The 13077-nt window shown below is 69.9% G+C and carries 12 protein-coding genes and 1 pseudogene; 6 read left to right on the forward strand and 7 right to left on the reverse strand.

The window, feature by feature from the left end; all coding sequences use genetic code 11:
• Positions 1-91: 91 nt before the first annotated feature.
• Positions 92-1216: pseudogene (locus tag ACIQIB_RS35425) on the forward strand (IS30 family transposase); the annotation flags it as partial.
• Positions 1197-1520: an integrase core domain-containing protein gene (locus ACIQIB_RS35430; protein ID WP_363612236.1), complete on the forward strand. Its 324-nt coding sequence runs from the start codon at positions 1197-1199 to the stop codon at positions 1518-1520. The pseudogene ACIQIB_RS35425 and the gene ACIQIB_RS35430, both read left to right, overlap by 20 nt.
• A gap of 53 nt (positions 1521-1573) precedes the next feature.
• On the opposite strand, the gene ACIQIB_RS35435 is transcribed toward ACIQIB_RS35430, so the two are convergent.
• Positions 1574-1834: a hypothetical protein gene (locus ACIQIB_RS35435; protein ID WP_363612237.1), complete on the reverse strand. Its 261-nt coding sequence runs from the start codon at positions 1832-1834 to the stop codon at positions 1574-1576.
• Here ACIQIB_RS35435 and ACIQIB_RS35440 point away from each other — a divergent pair.
• The gene (locus tag ACIQIB_RS35440) at positions 1827-2096 is read left to right on the forward strand and encodes a transposase domain-containing protein (protein ID WP_363612239.1); all 270 of its coding nucleotides are present in this window, start codon (positions 1827-1829) and stop codon (positions 2094-2096) included. The genes ACIQIB_RS35435 and ACIQIB_RS35440 overlap by 8 nt on opposite strands.
• Positions 2097-2263: 167 nt before the next feature.
• Here the strand turns inward: ACIQIB_RS35440 and ACIQIB_RS35445 are convergent, their stop codons facing one another.
• Both ACIQIB_RS35445 and ACIQIB_RS35450 read right to left on the reverse strand, forming a co-directional pair.
• Positions 2264-2791, reverse strand: a complete 528-nt coding sequence (locus ACIQIB_RS35445) for a GNAT family N-acetyltransferase (protein ID WP_400763071.1) — start codon at positions 2789-2791, stop codon at positions 2264-2266.
• Positions 2792-2977: 186 nt separating this feature from the next.
• On the reverse strand, positions 2978-3481 hold the full coding sequence (locus ACIQIB_RS35450) for a carboxymuconolactone decarboxylase family protein (RefSeq protein ID WP_363612243.1): 504 nt from the start codon (positions 3479-3481) through the stop codon (positions 2978-2980).
• A gap of 847 nt (positions 3482-4328) precedes the next feature.
• Between ACIQIB_RS35450 and ACIQIB_RS35455 the strand changes: the two genes are divergently transcribed.
• Positions 4329-4829 carry a DUF1772 domain-containing protein gene (locus ACIQIB_RS35455; protein ID WP_400763073.1) on the forward strand — a complete coding sequence of 167 codons (501 nt, stop codon included), beginning with the start codon at positions 4329-4331 and terminating at the stop codon, positions 4827-4829.
• A gap of 279 nt (positions 4830-5108) precedes the next feature.
• Here the strand turns inward: ACIQIB_RS35455 and ACIQIB_RS35460 are convergent, their stop codons facing one another.
• Positions 5109-5804, reverse strand: a complete 696-nt coding sequence (locus ACIQIB_RS35460; protein WP_400763075.1) for an alpha/beta fold hydrolase — start codon at positions 5802-5804, stop codon at positions 5109-5111.
• A 338-nt stretch (positions 5805-6142) separates the two neighbouring features.
• On the opposite strand from ACIQIB_RS35460, the gene ACIQIB_RS35465 reads away from it, so the two are divergent.
• Positions 6143-7240: a chitinase gene (locus ACIQIB_RS35465; protein ID WP_400653019.1), complete on the forward strand. Its 1098-nt coding sequence runs from the start codon at positions 6143-6145 to the stop codon at positions 7238-7240.
• Here the strand turns inward: ACIQIB_RS35465 and ACIQIB_RS35470 are convergent.
• The 3 genes from ACIQIB_RS35470 to ACIQIB_RS35480 all read right to left on the reverse strand — a co-directional run bounded on the left by ACIQIB_RS35470 (position 7218) and on the right by ACIQIB_RS35480 (position 11355).
• Positions 7218-7637 (reverse strand): hypothetical protein, encoded by a 420-nt coding sequence (locus ACIQIB_RS35470; protein WP_400763077.1) that lies wholly within the window; start codon positions 7635-7637, stop codon positions 7218-7220. The two genes, ACIQIB_RS35465 and ACIQIB_RS35470, sit on opposite strands and share 23 nt — an antisense overlap.
• Before the next feature lie 422 nt (positions 7638-8059).
• Positions 8060-8512, reverse strand: coding sequence for a GNAT family N-acetyltransferase (locus ACIQIB_RS35475; RefSeq protein WP_400763079.1), 453 nt, complete (start codon positions 8510-8512; stop codon positions 8060-8062).
• A gap of 221 nt (positions 8513-8733) precedes the next feature.
• Entirely contained in the window at positions 8734-11355 is a 2622-nt protein-coding gene (locus ACIQIB_RS35480; RefSeq protein WP_400763081.1) for an RICIN domain-containing protein, read from the reverse strand.
• A gap of 587 nt (positions 11356-11942) precedes the next feature.
• Here ACIQIB_RS35480 and ACIQIB_RS35485 point away from each other — a divergent pair.
• The gene (locus ACIQIB_RS35485; protein WP_400763083.1) at positions 11943-13070 is read left to right on the forward strand and encodes a nucleotide disphospho-sugar-binding domain-containing protein; all 1128 of its coding nucleotides are present in this window, start codon (positions 11943-11945) and stop codon (positions 13068-13070) included.
• The last annotated feature ends 7 nt before the right edge of the window (positions 13071-13077 follow it).

Raw genomic sequence — 13077 nt, forward strand, 5'->3', positions numbered from 1 at the left:
CACCAAGAAGCAGTAGCCGACCGAACCCCCGCAGCCAGCAGCCCTCTCCCCAACCTCAACTCGAAACGGACATCAACTCTCGAACCGCCCTCTCAAAGCGCAGGGCATCGGAGTCCGGGAGACCGCGCGACGCCTCGGCCGCGATCCATCGACCGTGTCCCGAGAGCTACGGCGTAACGCCGCGCCCCGTGGCGGCCGAATGGACTATCGGGCTTCGGTCGCGCAGTGGAAGGCCGACCTCGTGGCTCAGCGCCCGAAGACGGCAAAGCTGGCCGCGAACGACCGGCTGAGGGACTACGTGCAGGACAGACTTTCAGGCCAGGTCAGCCGCCCGGACGGGACGGCACTGGGGCCAGAGGCCGCGCCGTGGAACGGGAGGAACAAGCCGCACCGCGGCGACCGCCGGTGGGCCACGGCGTGGAGTCCGGAGCAGATCGCGAACCGGCTGAAGGTCGACTTCCCCGATGATGATTCCATGCGGATCAGCCACGAGGCGATCTACCAGGCCCTGTTCATCGAAGGCAGGGGAGCGCTCAAGCGCGAGCTTGTCACCTGCCTGCGCACCGGCAGGGCCCTGCGGGTGCCCCGGGCCCGATCCAAGCGGCAGGCGTGGGCCCACATCACGCCTGAGGTATTGATCAGCTAACGGCCGGCCGAAGCCGACGACCGCGCTGTGCCCGGACATTGGGAGGGCGACCTGCTGATCGGACTCGAGCGATCGGCGATCGGCACGCTGGTCGAGCGCACGACCCGATTCACGGTGCTCGTCTACCTGCCCCGCCAGGACGGCTACGGCGTCGTCCCCCGCACCAAGAACGGGCCGCCGCTGGCTGGCTACGGCGCCGTGACGATGAAGGATGCACTTGCGACGACGATCGGCACCCTGCCCGAGCAGCTATGGCGGTCACTGACCTGGGACCGCGGCAAGGAGTTGTCGGCACACGCCCGGTTCACGATCGAGACCGGCGTCCCGGTCTATTTCGCCGACCCGCATAGCCCCTGGCAGCGCGGTACCAACGAGAACACGAACGGCCTGCTGCGGCAGTACTTCCCGAAGGGCACAGACCTGTCCCGCTGGACCGCGGAGGATATCGAGGCGGTCGCTGCCACGCTCAACAGCCGGCCTCGCAAGACCCTCGCTTGGAAGACACCCGCCGAAGCCCTCAACAACCACCTACTATCGACCCAACAAGCCAGTGTTGCGTCCACTGGTTGAACCTGGCCAATATACGTCGGGTGCGTTCGCCGGGGTCTGCCGGACGCACGGGATACGGCGCTCGATGGGCCGGGTCGGCTCCAGCTACGACAACGCGCTGGCGGAGTCATTCCTCGCCGCGTTGAAGCGTGAACTGCTCTACGGTTCACGCCGGCTGACCCGGGCGCAGGCCCGCATCGCGGTCTTCGCCTGGCCGGCCTGGTACAACCGCAAGCGGCGGCACTCCGCCCTCGGCTACCGCAGCCCCATCGACTACGAGCAGCAGCACGCCACGAGCGTCATTAACCTGGACTTGGTTCTATAACAGGCGAGTTTCTACGAAATAGGGCAAAGCCTACACTGTGTCCGTCTCCCCTCTCAGGACACTGGGCCCAGCACGCACAATGTTCCCTTGGGCGCGGTGAATTTCTCCCGCACTTCCCACTTTCCGTCCTTTTCTGCGTCTACGTCCAGGGAGGTACTGCCGGAAGCGAGCAGTGTGGCTTCGGGGTTGGTGAAGTCAACCGCGATCTTGTAATTCGCCGCCTTCTTGTCCGGGTTGGCCGCCAGACCCTCCGCGTGCCACCCGTCCGGGGTCGCCTCGCACTTGATGATGGAGACCTGCTTGCGCTTGTCCAAGTCGTTGGGGAGCGAGGGGGGAGCGGTGTGGGGCAAGCTCGCCGCCGGTCTGGACGCCCTCGCCCTGGCGCGGCCGTGCATCTCCGCGCTGTGCCGGGCGCGTCGCCGGGTGGGGACCAAACCGTTCAAGGCGCTTTTCGAGACGCTGGCCGGGCCCGTCGCCTGGCCGCACACCCCCGGCGCGTTCCTGGGAGACCAGGCGTGCGGGGCCGGGCGGGCGCGACGCGGCGGTTCCCGTGCGAGCGCTCCGGAGCGCCACTGACCGAAGCGTCTTCGAGCGCTCGAACGCCGTTCCCCGCCGGGTGCGTTGCGCCCGTCGGCCGCGCGTCATGGTGACATGGCAGCGGCCATGAAGAACCCGTCCCCGTCTGGTCGGCCCGATCCGTCGGGCCCCGCTCTCGGACGAACTGGTCCGATCCGCCCGGTGTCTCAGATGATCTCACGGTCCAGCGTGGAGTCGCGGACCATGCGCGCATTGGACAGCCTGCCTCTCCAGAGCTCGCGCTCACCTGTGAACGTGAATCCGTGGCGCTCGTAGAAGCGGACCGCCCTTTCGTTGTAATCAGTCACCCAGAGGCGTATCCGCACGTCCCCCGCCCATGCGAGGAACTCGCCCATCAGCCTTTGTCCGATGCCCTGGCCCTGGGCTTCGTCGAGCAGGTACATCGGTCCGAGGGTGACCGTCCCGTCCCGGCGGCCGCAAAGGAACCCGACGATCTCCGCCCCGGAGCGGACGACACGGCAGAAGAGCAGGTCCGGCTGCCGCTCGGCCTCCTCAATGAACTCCCGCCACTGGGCGATGCCCTCCGCCGTGGCAGAGGACCCGCGGTGCTCGCGGATCCACGTCTCGTCGATCCCCGCCGCTTCGTTGGGGTACGTCTCGAGCCAAGCCCTCAGCTGCATCCGGCCCACAGCTGCGGCATCGGCGGCGCAGGGGGCTTCGATCCGACGGGTCATGAGGACATTCTTGACGATGCACCTGATGTGTCTCGCATGATTTTCTTCCGTCACATGCACTGCACCGGCTGATCCACGTAAGCGCGTACCGGCAGGTGGTCCTGCCGTCGGCCGAACACCGCGTTCCACGCCCGGGATGCCGGCCCGTCGCGAGGGGGTCGCACGGGAGATCCGGTTCGGGGGTGTTCAGTCGATCCCGGCCGAGGAGCAGCGGGAGCGAGGCAGGCGTGTGGGCGGTTGGACGGGCAGTTCGACCCAGAGCGCTTTTTGACTCCCGATCTCCCTGTTACCAGGTGGCGCCGCCGGCTGGCGGGTGGTGGCGTGGAGGCGGTTGAAGAGGTTGGTCAGGCTGATCCACAGGACCAGGCTCGCGAGCTGCTTCTCGTCGAAGTGGGCAGCGGCGTTCCAGGCGTCGTCGGGCACCACGGCCCGGTCGGCGAGGCGGGTGACGTGTTCGGCGAGTTCGAGCGCCGCGCGTTCGGCGTCGGTGAGGTACGGCACCTCGCGCCAGGCGGCGACCGCGTGCAGCCGCTCGTCGCTCTCGCCGTTTTTCCCGGTGCCGGCGATCCCGCCGATGACGCGGTAACTGCAGCCGTTGATCCGGCCGGCCCGCGGGTGGACCAGTTCCAGGGTGGTCTGCGGAACGCCGCCGGTGCGGGCGGCCTTGGCCACGGCGAGGATCGCGGGCATCGCCCCGGGAACGAGGCGGGGTCGGGCATCCGGGCGTCGTTCATGGTGTCCGTCTCCTTCGGGTCCGTGGCTGTCACCGCTTCGACGGAGCGCGGCACGCGAGTGTGACGGGGCGGGGCGGGAGACTTCTCCGGTGGCGACTCCCGGCGGCGCGGGGGCCGGGTCGGCCGTCCGCGCCTCGCGCCGCCGGCGCGGTGCCGGGGTCCGCGGGCGGGTGATCCACTCCCCGCGGACCTCCCACTCGCAGCCGCCGGGCGCTCTCGGCCACACCGTCCTGGCGCCCTGCTCCATGACGACGCCGGACAGGCTGAAACGGCGGGCAAGAGCACCATCGGGACCACGAGCAGCCCACAGCAGCCGGCCCCGGCCGATCCAGCCCGGAGATCATTCACCGGACGACCCGTAGCCTGGGGCGATGCGGCTGGAAACTGCGCACGACCTCGCGGACAGGCTCCTGTCGGAATTTCCTCCTCGGTGGGCACACTCTCAACCGGTCTTCGCCCGGGCCAAGTTGCCGGCCCCGGATCCGGGCGGTCGAGGTGTGCCTCTGATGGTGAGCGCGATCCTGCACGACGTGGGGTATGTGCCCTCTGCGGTTGATACCGGTCGGCACATGATCGATGGTGCTCGCTGATCACGTGGGGGTGAGGACGGGGCGCGGCAGGAACGCCCGGCGGGTTCCGGGCACGTCGAGGAGTCCCGTGAGAGCGCGACCGTGACCCAACCGTTGGGTGCTTGGCATGGGTTGACGGTCTGTCATTTGAGAGGGTCTTGAGTGGCCGGGGTAAGCAGTGGCCGGTGTTGTGACGGTTGATCGGCGGGTCGGCCGCCGGAAGGGGACTGCACGATGGAACTGTCGCGTGTGATCGCGCTCGTGGCCGCCACGGTGACGACCGGGCTGACGGCCGGGTTGTTCTACGCCTACGCGTGTTCGGTGATGCCGGCGCTGCGGGAGGCGGAGGACCGGACGTTCATCGAGGTGATGCAACGGGTGAACGTGGCGATCCTCAACGGCTGGTTCATGCTGGGGTTCGTGGGGGCGCTGCTGTGCACGGGGGCGGCGGTGGCGCTGCACGTACCGGCCGACGGGCGGCACGTGCTGCCGGCGGTGGTGGCGGCGCTGGTGTTCTACGTGGCGGCGCTGGGGGTGACCCGGCGGATCAACATCCCGCTGAACGACGCGCTGGCCGCGGCGGGGACACCGCCGCGGATCGGGGACCCGGCGGCGGTGCGCGGGCGGTTCGAGGCGCGGTGGGTGCGGTGGAACGTGGCACGGGCGCTGCTGTGCACGGCGGCACTGGGGTGCCTGTGCTGGGCTCTGGTCCTCCACGGCAGCGCGGGCGCCTGAGCGGACGGAGGCAGGGCGCGGGGCGGCGAGCACCTGCCCGGGGGGCGTGGGCAGGTGTCCCGGCGGCTCGGGCCGGGGAACGCGGGCGAGCACCCGCAGGCCGTCTCCGTCCGCCGGGCGACCGCCGGGGCGGAGGAAGCCGCCCGGCCCGGCCAGGAGGAGCCGGACCAGTGCGCGGCCGCCGGGCCGCAGCCGCACGAGCAGCCGGCCGTCGCGCAGCACGCCGGGCTCCGGGCTCCGGGCCCTCGGACCGCCGGCCCGGCTCGTCCGCGGCTGCCGTCACAGGCTCAGCAGCAGGTCCCGGACCGCCGCGGGCCGGGACAGGAACGGGTGGTGGCCGGCGTCCAGCTCGACGACGCCGCCGGCCCGGCGGGCGAACTCGCGCTGCAGCCGCGGCGCGGTGCCCCGGTCCTGAGCGCAGACGAGGTACGTCGAGGGCACCTGCCGCCATGCGGCCGCCCCGACCGGCTGCCCGGTCACCTTCACGCTCTGCCGGGCGAGGTGGTCCGCCGCCTGCGCCTGGACCTCGGCGTCACAGTCCTGCAGGAACGTGTCCACGAGCAGTTCGGGGCGGACCCCGAACGTGCCGGCGCCGGGGTCGACGTCGAGGAACGGGGCGGGGCCGCCGTCCCCGAACTCCGACAGGCTCTGCCCGACCTCGGGCAGATAACCGGAGACCAGCAGCAGGTGGCGCACCGACCCGATTCCCGCAGCGGCTTCTGCGGTGACGACACAGCCGTAGCTGTGGGCGACCACGACGGTCGGCTCGTCGACGGCCCGCAGCACCCGCCGCACCGCGGCAACGTCCTCGGGCAGCCCCGGACCGTCGACGCCGCCGGGCAGGCCCGCCTCACCGCAGCTCGGTAGCGCCGGGGCCACACTCGGCACCCCCCGCTCCCGCAGCAGCCCGGCGGTACGGTGCCACCACCACGACCCGTCCCGCACGCACGCCCCGTGCACGAACACGACTCTCATCGCCACCTCCACGCCGACCCCGGCCTGCCACCCATGCTCGCCGAACCCGCGCCGGCCCGCACGGACGAGACAGGCGCCGGCACCGTCAACCGGGAACCGGGCTCCGGGCTCCGGGCTCCCCGGACCACCGATTGGTCCAGACCTATTGACGGTTCATCAGGGTGCTCCTACGATTCCCTGCGACCGCGGAACGCGCCCCGGACACCCCACACCTGTCAGGGCCGTGACACCCCGCGGTCGGGCTTCCCGCCGAACACCCCCACGTCACTCGCCATGGCCTCCCCCACGCCGGCCCGCCCCGGGCCCGCCAGGCCATGGCCGGAAGGGAGCACACCGTCATGACCACACGGACCGCACGACTGCTGGGCGCCGCCCTGGCACTGGCCCTCGCCTCGGCCGCGCCCGCCGCCACCGCCGCCCCCACCTCACCCGCCCCCGCCCGGGCGGGGACACAGGCCGCCGCAGGCGCCACCTGCGCGCTGCAGAGCCGGCCCACGGGCAAGGTGCTGCAGGGCTACTGGGAGAACTGGGACGGCGCCGCCAACGGTGTCCACCCGCCGATGGGCTGGATCCCGCTGACCGACGCCCGCATCCCCGCGCACGGCTACAACGTCGTCACCACCGCGTTCCCGGTGATCCTCTCCGACGGCACCGCGCTGTGGCAGGACGGCATGGACACCGGCGTCAAGGTTCCCACCCCCACCGAGGTGTGCCAGGCCAAGGCCAACGGCCTGACCGTGCTGATGTCCATCGGCGGGGCCGCGGCCGGCATCGACCTGAGCTCCACCGCCGTCGCCGACCGGTTCGTGGCCACCATCGTGCCGATCCTCAAAGCCGGCAACTTCGACGGCATCGACATCGACCTCGAGACCGGCCTCGTCGGCAGCGGCAGCATCACCGCCCTCTCCCCCTCCCAGTCCAACCTGATCCGCATCATCGACGGCATCCTCGCCGCGATGCCCGCCGGCTTCGGCCTGACCATGGCCCCCGAAACCGCCTACGTCACCGGCGCCAGCATCGTCTACGGCTCCATCTGGGGCGCCTACCTGCCCGTCATCAAGAAATACGCCGACAACGGCCGCCTGTGGTGGCTGAACATGCAGTACTACAACGGCAGCATGTACGGCTGCGCGGGCGACTCCTACTCCGCCGGCACCGTCCAGGGCTTCACCCAGCAGACCGACTGCCTCGACAAGGGCCTCACCGTCCAGGGCACCACCGTCCGTGTCCCCTACGACAAGCAGGTCCCCGGCCTGCCCGCCCAGCCCGGCGCCGGTGGCGGCTACATGAACACCACCCAGGTCGCCCAGGCCTGGAACACCTACGGCACCACCACCACCAACCGCCTCAAAGGCCTGATGACCTGGTCCCTGAACTGGGACGGCTCAAAGAACTGGACCTTCGGCAACAACGTCAAAACCCTCCAGGGCCGCTGACATCACCACCCGCATTACCCGCGCCACCCGCACTGCCCGCACCCCCCGGCGCCACCGGCACCGGGGGGTTGCGGCGCAGCGGGGCGAGCTCCCGGGCCAGGGCCCGCACGTCCAGCGCGATACGCCGGGCGATCTCACGCCCTCCCGTACCCGCGGGCAGACGGCGGCTCCAGGAACGGGCACGCGCGGCACCGTCGTGAGCCATGTGGAAGTCCAGCCGCAGCGCTCCGCCCACCTCGACGAGACCGATCAGGAAATGCGTGTCGGACAGATCGATGACGACCTCGTCACCGATACACGAACAGCCGACGAGATCACCGATCTCCTCCTGCGCCAGATACCCGGCGAGCTGAACGGCCTTTCCCTCGACACGAAACGGTCGCAGTGCGGGACTCATACGGTCGCCGCCCTTCCCATGGTCGCCACTGAACACCTACCCCAACCCCAGGCCACCCGGCACCGGCGAGGGAAATCGGCGCACGGGGGAACCCACCGCAATTCTAGAACCACCTCCCGCCATCAAGTCCCCCCGCCACAACGTGACTTGGCCAACACCACCCACGGGGACACACCGGACACACACCCCACGAACCACCCCCCGCCCCACACCCCCACCGGACGGAACCAGCACCCACCGGACGACACCCCGCAACCGGAAGACACGTACCACCGCGGACACGCCACGGGCCGGCCGGCTCCCCCGGTCAAACCGCCGGGACGTGCACGGGAGACGCCGCGGACAACAGGACGTGACAGGGCCTCACAGGCCCACGGGGACGGCCCGTCCGGCGGCGCCGTACGGCCCCCTCAAACCACCCGTCACGGGCTCGCCGGCTGCGGCTGCGGCCGGCAGAGGTAGAACAGCTCGGGGTCGCCCTCATCGAGACCGTGGAGAAAACCGACCTGGCTCCAAAGAAGCCGCCGCATCGGCCGGTTGGAGACGTTCGTCGAGGTGAACAGCCTCGGGGTCGTACACGAGTCGGCGACCGCCTCCAGCAACCGGTGACCGACACCCCTGCCACGTGCTGGCGGCGCCACCATCAGCATCGTGACGAAACCCTGCTCGAAGAACGTGTACTCAAGCACGCAGTACCCCAGCAGACCGGACACGTCCTCCGCCACGACCACCAGGCCCTGCCGGCACCACCGCCGGATACTCGCCCGCCGCCCGACGTCACCCCCGGCCGCGACCACATCGATCCCGGCCAGCGCCTCCGACTCCGACCCGCACGCACGACGCACAACAAACCCGCCCGGGCCGACCCCATCCACGACCCCATGCCACCCAGCCCACACCCGGACCCCCACCATCGACCAGACCGTCAGTCAGGACCGGGAAAACCCTGTTCAAGCAGGCGCCGGGCCGGAGCCTCGGGCGACTGCGCGCAGTTGCCCGAGGCTCCGCCGATGCAATGGACTGACGGCACGCGAGTCGGTGCGGTCGTCGGCCGGGAACTGCGGGAAGGCCGCCCTGTTCAGTGGGCGTTGTGTCGTTACAGGCGGAAGGGGTTCGCTCCTGAGCCCGCCAGCAGGTACCAGGCGGTGGCGCCGGTGTGGCGTGAGGCGTAGTAGAGGTCGCCCTGGCCGGTTTCGAGTCCGTCGCTGGAGGCGGCGACGATGGCGTGCCCGTCGTTGTTGGGAGCTGAGGTCTGAGCGTCTTCCAGGGTCTTCTGGAGGATCGCGGCCTTGTCGCCGTCGCCGGGAGCGCTGCGGGCGTGGTAGGCGGCCAGAAGGTGGGCGGTGCCTTCGAACCAGACCTTGGAGCTGTAGAGCTGCACCAGGTCGGGGCGGTAGGAGTTGGGGTTGGCGAAGCCGATCCCGGTGAAGATCCCGTCGGTCGCCTTGATGTTCTGCGCTGCCCAGTCCACCGAGCGGGAGAAGTCCGGGCTGAGGGTTGCCAGGTAGCTCCAGATCTGCACGTCGGCCGGGATGGTGTCCTGGTTGATGCTGGCGCCGTCATTGCCGGTGCCGGTCCACAGGCGGCCGTCGTCGGCCTGCATGCTCTTCACGAAGGCGAAGGCGGTGTTCGACCCGTCGCGCCATTTCTGGACGCCGGTGATATCCGCGAGCATGCCGAAGAGCGCGCCGACGTCGATGTTGTGCTCGGTGGCCTTCCAGGTCTTCTTGACCATTGCGGTGCCGTTCTCCGAGGTATCGGCGTAGCCGCCGGTGTAGCCCGGGATGCCGCCGCCGTCGTAGGCGTTGGCCTGGATCCACTCGGCCGCCTTGAGCGCGCCGTCGAGGTACTTGTTGTCTCCCGTCGCCCGGTACAGGTGGCAGAACGCCATTCCCGCCCACGCCATGTTCCCGGTGTACACCGACCAGCCGCCGATGTAGGGGGTTCCGACGGGGTAGTCCCGGCCGAGGGTCGTGATGAACGGGTCGGGCAGATAGGAGGCGCGGATCCTGCCGTCGGTCCTGGTCATGACTTCGTTGGCGGTGGCGGGGTCGTGCTGCTGGGCATAGAGCAGGCTGTCGCCGAGTCGGATCGCGCGTTCGGGGTCACGGCGGGACCCCTGGAGCAGCGCGGCGATGACGACCGCGTTGTCGTAGGTGAAGGAGGTCTGGTAGCCGTCGGGAAAGTCGCCGGTGTCGTCGAAGTGGCCGCCGGTGTAGCTTCGCGGCACTCCCAGGGGACGGGCGCTGTCGACGTGGGCGTCCAGGACCCCTTGGAGGTAGGAGTAGGCGGCGTTCAGCGAACCGCCGGGTGCGTCGGCGACGGGTTTGTTCGAAACGACCTCGTTCGGGGTGCCGCCGTAGCCCGGGGTGTCGCCCTGGTAGGTGTACTGGTTGAGTGCTTGAACGGCACTCAGCGGGTTGCCCAGCTCGTACATGTCCACGGCGAGGTAGTTCGGCTTCTTGCGTGCGGCCGGGGTGCAGAACCGTTCGGCGCGGTTGAGGACCTTTTCGTTGTCGGCTTTCGCCGCCGTGTCGAACAGTGGGGCGTCACGGAAGTGATTCATGACGAACAGGCGCCGGAACCCCTTCTCTTCTTTCGCGAGGGGGATCTCGTTCCACCGGGACTTGCAGGTCCAGTCCGAGTTCCCGACGGGGCCGCCTATGGTCCAGTAGTTCTCGACGGTCCAGTCCTTCTGGAACATGAAGCCGACGTTCCGGCTCGGGTCGTCAGGGAAGAGGTCCGTCTTGTCGTCGCGGTCGGAGAAGAGGATCAGGCGCTTCCCGCTCGACCGCAGCGCCGACAGCGTGGGCCAGCCCTTGGCCCTCACCTCGAATCCGGGCTTGCCGTCCGTCGGGTTGTCGTCGAGCGGATCGAACACCAGGCCGTCGAGTTGGCCGCCGGCCCCCAGTTGGCCGCCGACCTCGGCGCGCATCTGCTCGGCGGTGGTGTAGTCCTCGACGAAGGCGGTGACGATCTCGTTCTCGTTGCCCGGGGCCTTGAGGAAGTTGGCGATGTCGGTGAGGACGTAGGACATCGGTTTGCCGCCGTCGTCACCCATACAGGTTTCGTGGCACATCCGGACTTTGCCGTTGTTGTAGTGGGCGTCGAGCATCAGAGCCCGCACTCCGCCCTGGAGCTGGTTCGCGATGGACTGGTTCTGATTGGCCACGAACCAGGCGTGACCGTTGGTGTCAGGGGTGTTGTTGAAGGAATTGTGCGTGGTCAGGAAGGTCATCTGATCGAGTGTCCGGTCGCCGTCGGCCGGCATGGCGCCGTGCGGGAACGCGACCGGAGTGACGTACCACTGCTGGCGGTCGCCGCTGACCGTGATGGGCGAGAAGGTGACCTCGCCGGACAGGTCCAGCGGCGTCTCAAGGGTCTCCTGGGGGTGTTGCGCCGGATGGATGCGGTAGCGCTCACCCTTCACCCGGTCGAAGATCCAGTCGGTGCTCGGGTCGGCGCAGTTCTGCTGGAACGCCAGGCGCGCGTTGCCTGCGGTGTCGGAACTACGGCTCATGCAGCCGTCCTTGGTGAGGCTTCGCACCCTGTAGGTGCCGGCGCCGGACTGTTCCAGCTTCCACTGCTGGTTGTCCTCGTCGCCCTTGGGCGGCGTCGCGCGGAAGAGGATCTCGGTGCCGGAGATCTGGAAGCCACTGCCTCCGGCGAGGCCCTGGCTGCCTCCGTCGCCCTGCCCGTCTCCGATGCTCTGGAACACCACCGGTTGTCCGAGCGGAGGCGTCAGCACTTCTGCCGAGGCCGGGGCCGGGGACAGACCGGTGACCGATGCCCCCGCGAGCAGGACGGCCGACACGGGCCACGCCGCCCGTCGTTGAATAAATCGCCTCATGGAGAGCCTTTGTGTGATGGCGGTGTGCACATGCGTGTGCGCGGCCAGCAGATCATGAATGCCCCTGCCCGGACCAGGCTGTACTGCCGACAGAAGTGGCCGGTGGCACAGTTCTTCCGGCCGGCATCGACTCTTCCGGCGGGCATCGGCTACCGCGGGTGATCACCGCGCGGACGATCCCGACCCGGCGGGTCGCCGACCTGGTCAGAGAGTCGATCGGCTTGGCCGGACTCCAGGTCGAGAACGGCAGGCCGCGCTCGGCCGCGAGCGCCGCCCCGGTGTCCGGGGCGGGAGAGCGGAGCACACCGTACCCCCGTTGACAAGGCCTCTGCCAGAACGTCCGATTATCGATCGTGCCGGGAAGAGGAATTGACCGTCCATCAGTTGACGGAGAAGGCGGGCCCGGCCCGCGCAGATTCGATCTCGATCAGCCGAAGAACGACCAGGAGACAACCGTGCGCATACTCTTCACCGGCCCGGCCGCGCCCAGCCACCTGTTCCCGATGGTGCCGACCGCACAGGCCCTTCGGGCCGCCGGGCACGAGATCCTGTTCGCCAGCCCGAAGCCCATGGATCAGCTCCGGGCGGCCGGCTTCCCGATCGTCGAGATCGGCGACGGCCGACCGCTCCGGGAGGCGTTCGAGGTCGTCGCCGGTGAGGATGCGCACTACGCCATGCCGGAGCTGGCTCAGGAGCAGATCCTCGATCTGGCCGCCACCGCCTTCGCCTACGCCTCCCGATCCACCGTGGACGGCCTGCTGGCCACCGCCGACGAGTGGGACGCCGACCTGCTGATCCACGACTCCTGCCTGGCCTCCGCCCAGCTGGTCGCGGCCAAGCTCAAGATCCCGGCGGCGCTGCAGAACTTCGGCTTCACCTCCGGCCTCGACATGGCCGCGCGACTGGCCGGCCACTTCACCGACCTCTACGAGGCACACGGCGTCGCCGCCCCTGCCGAGTCCACCCCGCTGAACATCGTCCCGGCCGCGCTCGGCGGCGACCCGGGCGGCCTGCGGATGCGCTATCTCCCCTACAACGGCGGTGGCGTGGTCCCCGCCGGCCTGCTGCGCCGCGGCGCCCGACCGCGGGTCGCCGTCACCCTGGGTACCGTGGTCGCCGAGATGGACGGCCTGCACGCCATCGCCCGCCTGATCGAAGCCGCCGCCTCGGTCGACGCCGAGTTCCTGCTCGCCGTCGGCGACGCCGACCTCACCCTCCTCGGCACACTCCCGGCCAATGTCCGCCCGCTGCCGTGGGTCCCGCTGGCGGAGTTGCTGCGCGTCTGCGACGCGGTGGTCCACCACGGCGGCTCCGGCAGCACGCTCACCGGTCTGCAGGCCGGCGTGCCCCAGCTCCTCCTCCCCCAGGGCGCCGACAACTTCGCCGTCGCCGACATCCTCACCGCCACCGGTGCCGCCCTGCGCTCCGCCTCCGACGACGTCGACACCCCCCTCCTCACCCGCCTCGTCACCGACCCGGGGCTCCGCGACGCCGCCGCCCGCCTCCGGGCCGAGAACGACGCCCTCCCCACCCCCGCCGCCCTCGTCCCCGCCATCGAAGCCCTCGCGACCGCCCCCCACTGACCCGCAC

It is taken from the genome of Kitasatospora sp. NPDC092286 (assembly GCF_044755565.1).
GTDB lineage: Bacteria > Actinomycetota > Actinomycetes > Streptomycetales > Streptomycetaceae > Kitasatospora.